The organism is Mesorhizobium sp. P3_A9 (assembly GCF_056402975.1).
Genome location: NZ_JBFUGJ010000316.1, coordinates 1 through 6,789 on the forward strand (window position 1 = coordinate 1; position 6,789 = coordinate 6,789).

Here is a 6,789-nt window from a genome sequence, read left to right on the forward strand (position 1 = left end):
CCTTCTCGCTCGGCCAGCCATCGCGTGGGTTGACGAGGCGCAGTTCGGCCAAGCCGAAATTGGCCATGGCGCGGGCGACCATGCCGATGTTTTCGCCAAGCTGCGGCTCGACGAGGATGATGGCCGGACCGGCGACCGTGGTGCTATCGGGATCTTTGGTGACGGGCATAATTGTCAATGAACTGCTGTTTGCGGCATTTCAGCGTTCCCTGCCATATTCCGCCGCGAAAATGAAGCTTTGGCAAATGATCGCAGCGACAGCCTCACATTCGTGACCGATCGGCGTTTGCGCGGCCAAAAGCGCTTTGATATACGGGCGGCATCCCCTGGCCGAACCCGACGCGGGCAAGGCCGTCCCATATCCCAGCAACGAGGCATTCTTTCATGGCGAAGATCAAGGTGGCGAACCCGGTCGTCGAACTCGACGGCGACGAGATGACCCGCATCATCTGGCAGTTCATCAAGGACAAGCTGATCCACCCTTATCTCGACCTSAAGCTTGAATATTACGACCTTGGCGTCGAACACCGCGACGCCACCAACGACCAGGTGACCATCGATTCGGCCAACGCCATCAAGAAATGGGGCGTCGGCGTGAAATGCGCGACGATCACGCCCGACGAGCAGCGCGTCGAGGAATTCAAGCTGAAGAAGATGTGGAAGTCGCCGAACGGCACCATCCGCAACATCCTCGGCGGCACTATTTTCCGCGAGCCGATCATCATGAAGAACGTGCCGCGCCTGGTGCCGGGCTGGACCAAGCCGATTATCGTCGGCCGCCATGCCTTCGGCGACCAGTACCGCGCCACCGATTTCCGCTTCCCCGGCAAGGGCAAGCTGACGATCAAGTTCGTCGGCGAGGACGGCCAGGTCATCGAGCATGATGTGTACGATGCGCCCGGCGCCGGTGTGGCCATGGCCATGTACAATCTCGATGACTCGATCCGCGAGTTTGCCCGCGCCTCGCTGAACTACGGCCTGCTGCGCAACTATCCGGTCTATCTCTCGACCAAGAACACCATCCTCAAGGCCTATGACGGCCGCTTCAAGGACATTTTCCAGGAAGTCTACGAGGCTGAATTCGAGGCCGAGTTCAAGGCGAAGAAGCTGTGGTACGAGCATCGCCTGATCGACGACATGGTGGCCTCCGCCCTCAAATGGTCTGGCGGCTATGTCTGGGCCTGCAAGAATTATGACGGCGACGTGCAGTCCGACACAGTGGCGCAAGGTTTCGGCTCGCTCGGCCTGATGACCTCGGTGCTGATGACACCGGATGGCAAGACGGTGGAAGCGGAAGCCGCGCACGGCACCGTCACCCGCCACTACCGCCAGCACCAGAAGGGCGAGGAAACCTCGACCAATTCGATCGCCTCGATCTTCGCCTGGACGCGCGGACTCGCCCACCGCGCCAAGCTCGACGACAATGCCGAGCTGAAGCGGTTTGCCGACACGCTGGAAAAGGTCTGCATCCAGACAGTCGAATCCGGCTTCATGACCAAGGAYCTGTCGCTSYTGATCGGYCCCGAYCAGCCCTGGCTGTCGACCACCGGYTTCCTCGACAARATCGACGAGAAYCTGCAGAAGGCGATGGCCTGACATGACAATGCGGACCTTGGCAGACAAGGTCCGCATCTGTGCGGCAAACAACGCCGATCTCTACGAAGCGGTGTTTCGGGCTCACCGGTTGAGGGAACACCGAAACTTGTTCCTGTGGTGGAGCGATACGCCGGCTCCACCATACTATTCAAATATGACAACGCTGGATCCTGATGCGATCGAACTTCAGCTCGAAGCAGTCAAGCACCTGAGTTCGTTGCTTGACGGTCCCTTTGCGGTCAAGGACGGATTTTGTCGTCTCGACCTGGCCGACATCGGGTTCAAGGTTCTCTTCGACGCAAGCTGGATATGGGCCGATCCGGACAGCGCGATCGCAAGGACCGGCGGCGGCTGGGCTGCCGGATGGCGGCGCATCTGTGATCCCGAAGCGCTCCATGCCTGGGAAGATGCATGGGCGTCAGACAACCCAACCGACCGACGGGTGTTCCCACCGTCGATACTCGATAACCCAAACGTTGCATTTCTAGGGCGTGCCACCACCGCGGGCTTTGACGCCGGCTGCATCGTGAACCGCTCGTCGGAGGCCATGGGCCTATCGAATGTCTTTGCAAAAGGTGACGACGCAGAACCCGTCTATCAAGATGCAGCAAATGCCGCCCTTACCTACGCCAACGGTCTTCCGCTCGTGGGATATGAGCGCGGTGCTGCTTTGCGGGCGGCGCGTACAGCCGGCTTCGAATCGGTCGGGAACTTGCGTATTTGGCTTCAGCTCGGCGAGGAAACAACTTGAACAGGCCAACTCTCTACGGCGCGGACTACAGCGTTTACGTGCGCATCGCACGGATGGCGCTGGAGGAGAAAGGCATCGAGTACGAGCTCGTGCCGCTCGATATCTTCGCCGCCGAGGGCGTCCCGGCCTGGTATCTGGAGCACCATCCTTTCGGTCGCATCCCGGCCTTCGAACATGATGGGTTTCGGCTGTTCGAAACAAATGCAATCGCGCGCTATGTCGACGAGGCCTTCGACGGGCCGGCACTGCAGCCCGCCGATGCGCGCGGCCGCGCGAGGATGGGCCAGATGACAGGCATGCTCGACGCTTATGCCTACAGGGCGATGGTTTGGGATGTCGCAGTGGAACGGCTGGAAAAGGCTGAGCCGGACGAGAGCCTGATCGCCAACGGACTGCGCCAGGCCGAAAAAGTGCTGCGGGTGCTAACCTCGCTCAAGGCTCCCGGCCCGTGGCTGCTCGGCGATCAACTGACGCTGGCCGACCTGCATGCGGCACCGATCATCGGCTATTTCTTGAAAGTCGCTGAGGGCCAGAAGCGCCTGGCCCAATTTGCCGAGATCCACGCCTGGTGGGGCCGCATCGCGGCCCGATCGAGCTTCGCCAAGACCGAAAAGGCAGATTGAGCAACCCGCCAGACGAGCCCGGCAGAAAGCGATGGGCTAAAACCCTATCTCGGGCCTGGTGACCATCAGCCACAGGATGGCAAGCACGGCGGCAAAAGCCGGAAAGCCGCACACAAACCAGATGCGGAACAGACGCTTTTCCTCAGGCGGCAGCGGCGCGTTTTCGATGGCAGCCTGTCGCGCCAGGTTGCGGATGCGAATCTGAATCCAGACCACCGGCAGCCAGAACAGGCCGGTCACGATATAGAGCAGCAAAGACAGCACAATCCAGCCTTCGGAGAGCGGCCAGCCCACTGCCTGCGCCAGCAGCACGCCGGTGATCGGCTGGACGATGACGGCGGTCGCCGTAAAAATGGTGTCGGCGATGACGACCGTGCCCGCGACATGGGCGACGAGGTCGGCGCGGCCGGTGCGCTGCGCCATGAGCATGAAGAAGGCGATGCCGGCGCCGGTGCCAAAGAGAACCGTGGCGCCGATGATATGCAGCCAGCGCAGTATGTCGACCCAGAGGCTCATCGCTCGTCCAAAATCGCCAGCGCCACCAGGACAAGGCAAAGCGCGGGTACGGCCTTGACCATTGCCCCCAGAGGATCGAGCCACAGATCGGGTGCAAGTATGGTTGCCGCGCTGAGATAGGCCAAGGTGATGGCAATCATCCCCATCAGCGCCAGGCGCGCGTAGGACCGCACCAGAACAGCGGCTCCGACAATGACGTCGGCAACACTTCCGGCAAGCACCATTCCGAGCGCAAGCGCAGGCGACAGGCCATGCGACACCAGAATGTCGGCAGTCGCATCCTGCCTGATAAAGCCGACGATGCCGGACACCAGCCAGAACAGCGAGAGCACGCCGAACACGGCCGGTTTCAGCAGCCAGAGGCGGGCGAACCATCGCTCCTGGACATGGGCGGGCATGGCGGCCAGCGTCGCCTCCAGAGGTTGAAGCGGGTGGCCGCTCACATCGTTCCAGGGTCCGGCATTGCCGGTCACGCCACGCGCCAGCGCGACCAGGGCTGCGCTGCGCAAAGGCGATCGCCAGCCAAGCAGGCCGAGGCCGTCCGCAATGACGGCGGCAAGCCGGCCGACAATGGCCGGCATCGGCACGATTCGGGCCGGCGGCAGGCCAAGCCATGCCCGAAAGGCTGAGAGAACATCAGCCAGCGAACGGGCCTCGGTTTCAACGAGATCGATCGCAAGCCGCGGCGGCAGGGATCCGGCAACCGCGCGCGAGACCGCCTCGGCAACGTCCGTTACCGCCACGGTCTGGATCGGCTGCCGCGCCATGACGGCGGGAACAAAAACGGGAAAGGCCGCAAGGGCGCGCAAAAGTGCGGTGCCGCCATAAGCGGCCGGCGCGATCACCAGACCCGGTCGCAGGATCGTCCACTCCAGCGAAGAGTTTGTGACGGCCTTGTCGCCTTGCGCCTTGGTGTTGAAGAAGGCGTCCGATGACGCGGCATCGACGCCGATCGCCGAGATCTGCGCAAAACGGCGCACGCCGGCCTGTTCGCAGGCCGCGACCAGCGCTACCACCGAGCCGCGATGAATGGCGTCGAGGCGGTCGCGCGGGCCATCCTGCAAGGCGCCCGCCGCATTGACGACCGCGTCCATGCCCGCAACCACCGGCAGCCAATCTTCAGCGACGAGCAGTTTCGACATGTCTGCCGCGATCCAGCGAACCGCAGGCCGGCATCGTTGCGCATCCCTGATATCGCGACCGAGACCGGCCACATGATGACCGTCGCTGAGCAAACGGCCAACGACGGCGTCCCCGATCAAACCATAGCCGCCGAGGACGAGAACATTCATGTCGTGGCTTTCAGGCGCCTTCGAGTGCCGCCTTCACAGCCGCAATCGCCTCGTTGGCCTTCGACGCATCCGGACCGCCGGCCTGCGCCATGTCGGGACGGCCGCCACCGCCCTGCCCGCCCAGTGCGGCGGAGGCCACGCGGACCAGGTCGACGGCGCTGAAGCGGCTTAGCAGATCGTCGGTGACGGCGACGACGACGCTCGCCTTGTTATCCTCGCCGGCGCCGACGAAGACGACGACGCCGGAACCGAGCGAGGTCTTGCCGGCATCGGCGAGCGGCTTCAGATCCTTCGGCGAGACGCCGGAGACCGCCTTGCCGAGGAAGCCGACGCCCGCGACGGTCTCGTTCTCCGAAGGCGCACCAGCCGCGGCACCGCCGCCCAGCGCCAGCTTTTTGCGCGCTTCCGTCAGTTCCTTCTCGAGCTTCTTGCGCTCTTCGAGCAAAGCCTCGACACGCGCCGGCACGTCGGCGGGCGAAATCTTCAGCACGGCTGCCGCCGCCTTCAGACGCCTGTCCTGCTCGTCGAGATGTTTGCGCGCCGCCTCGCCGGTCAGCGCCTCGATGCGGCGCACGCCGGCGGCGACCGCGCTGTCGGAGACAACGCGGACCAGACCGATATCGCCGGTCGCCCTGACATGGGTGCCGCCGCAGAGTTCGACGGAATAGGGCCGGTTGGCCTTGGCACCATGCAGCCCCGTGCCCATCGACACGACGCGCACTTCGTCGCCGTACTTCTCGCCGAACAGCGCCATGGCGCCCTCGGCGATGGCGTCGTCGACCGACATCAGGCGCGTGGTCACCGGGCTGTTCTGCACGACGATCTCGTTGGCCATGCGCTCGACCTCTTCGAGCTCCTCGGCCGAGATCGGCTTGTTGTGCGAGATGTCGAAGCGCAGCCGCTCCGGTGCGACCAGCGAGCCCTTCTGCGCGACATGGGTGCCCAGCACCTCGCGCAGCGCCTCGTGGATCAGATGCGTGGCGGAATGGTTGGCGCGCAGCCTCGTGCGGCGCGCATGGTTGACCTTGAGCTCAACCGCAGCGCCCGTCTTGACGGTGCCGCTTGCCACCTTGCCGAGATGCACGAACAGCCCGTCGGCCTTCTTCTGCGTGTCAGAAATCTCGATCGAGAAGCCTTCGCCCGAGATGATGCCGGTGTCGCCCATCTGGCCGCCGGACTCGCCATAGAATGGCGTCTGGTTGACGACCACCGCGACGGCGTCGCCCTTGCCGGCGCTGTCGACAGTCTTGCCGTCCTTGACCAGCGCCTGGATGAGGCCTTCCGCAGCTTCAGTCTCGTAGCCGAGGAATTCGGTGGCGCCGGCCTTTTCACGCACGGAGAACCAGACCGTCTCGGTGGCGGCCTCGCCGGACCCCGCCCAGTGCTTGCGCGCCTCGGCCTTCTGCTGCTCCATCGCGTTGGTGAAGCCGGCAAGATCGACCGAGATGCTGCGCTGGCGCAGCGCGTCCTGCGTCAGGTCGAGCGGGAAGCCATAGGTGTCGTAGAGCTTGAAGGCSGTCTCGCCRTCCAGCATGTCGCCGGCRTGSAGYGTTTCSGTCGCCTCGGAGAGCAGRCCGAGGCCGCGCACCAGCGTCTTGCGGAAGCGCGTCTCCTCGAGCTTCAGCGTCTCTGTGATCAACTGCTCGCCGCGCAACAATTCGGGATAGGCCTGGCCCATCTCGCGCACCAGCGCCGGCACCAGCTTCCACATCAGCGGCTCGTTCGCACCGAGCAGCTGCGCGTGGCGCATCGCGCGGCGCATGATGCGGCGCAGCACATAGCCGCGCCCTTCGTTCGAAGGCAGCACGCCGTCGGCGACCAGGAAGGAGGACGAGCGCAGGTGATCGGCAATGACGCGGTAAGACGCCACCGTTTCAGCGTCGGGAGCGCGGCCGAGCGCGGAGGACGCCGCATCGATCARATGSCGRAACAGRTCGGTCTCRAARACGCTTTCCACSCCTTGCAGGATSGASGCCATGCGCTCCAGGCCCATGCCGGTGTCGATCGACGG

Annotated in this window: 6 protein-coding genes and 1 pseudogene; 3 read left to right on the forward strand and 4 right to left on the reverse strand. The window is 64.0% G+C overall.

Translation table 11 applies throughout. The features are described from left to right. Positions 1-169: pseudogene (locus AC1DX0_RS28290) on the reverse strand (RNA methyltransferase); the annotation flags it as partial. 215 nt (positions 170-384) lie between these two features. Here AC1DX0_RS28290 and AC1DX0_RS28295 point away from each other — a divergent pair. Genes AC1DX0_RS28295 through AC1DX0_RS28305 form a run of 3 tightly spaced genes read left to right on the forward strand, consistent with a single transcriptional unit; the run spans position 385 to position 2,970 of the window. Beyond that, a complete protein-coding gene (locus AC1DX0_RS28295) occupies positions 385-1,596 on the forward strand; it encodes an NADP-dependent isocitrate dehydrogenase (protein ID WP_477221267.1) in 1,212 nt (403 codons plus the stop codon). A gap of 1 nt (position 1,597) precedes the next feature. Then, positions 1,598-2,347, forward strand: a complete 750-nt coding sequence (locus tag AC1DX0_RS28300) for a hypothetical protein (RefSeq protein ID WP_477221266.1) — start codon at positions 1,598-1,600, stop codon at positions 2,345-2,347. Next, entirely contained in the window at positions 2,344-2,970 is a 627-nt protein-coding gene (locus AC1DX0_RS28305; protein WP_477221265.1) for a glutathione S-transferase family protein, read from the forward strand. Before AC1DX0_RS28300 ends, AC1DX0_RS28305 begins: the two co-directional genes overlap by 4 nt. Positions 2,971-3,006: 36 nt before the next feature. On the opposite strand, the gene AC1DX0_RS28310 is transcribed toward AC1DX0_RS28305, so the two are convergent. The 3 genes from AC1DX0_RS28310 to alaS all read right to left on the reverse strand — a co-directional run. After that, complete coding sequence (locus AC1DX0_RS28310) at positions 3,007-3,486, reverse strand: DUF2269 family protein (protein WP_477221264.1); 480 nt, start codon at positions 3,484-3,486, stop codon at positions 3,007-3,009. Beyond that, a complete protein-coding gene (locus AC1DX0_RS28315; protein ID WP_477221263.1) occupies positions 3,483-4,778 on the reverse strand; it encodes an SDR family oxidoreductase in 1,296 nt (431 codons plus the stop codon). The genes AC1DX0_RS28310 and AC1DX0_RS28315 overlap by 4 nt, the downstream gene beginning before the upstream one ends. 10 nt (positions 4,779-4,788) lie before the next feature. Further along, the coding region (gene alaS / locus AC1DX0_RS28320) for an alanine--tRNA ligase (RefSeq protein ID WP_477357700.1) at positions 4,789-6,789 on the reverse strand (2,001 nt) is incomplete at its 5' end.

Bases quoted from the DNA above. Each gene is read 5' to 3' on its own strand.
- AC1DX0_RS28315 (WP_477221263.1), bottom strand. From the start codon at position 4,778: ATGAATGTTCTCGTCCTCGGCGGCTATGGTTTGATCGGGGACGCCGTC.
- AC1DX0_RS28300 (WP_477221266.1), top strand. From the start codon at position 1,598: ATGACAATGCGGACCTTGGCAGACAAGGTCCGCATCTGTGCGGCAAAC.
- AC1DX0_RS28310 (WP_477221264.1), bottom strand. From the start codon at position 3,486: ATGAGCCTCTGGGTCGACATACTGCGCTGGCTGCATATCATCGGCGCC.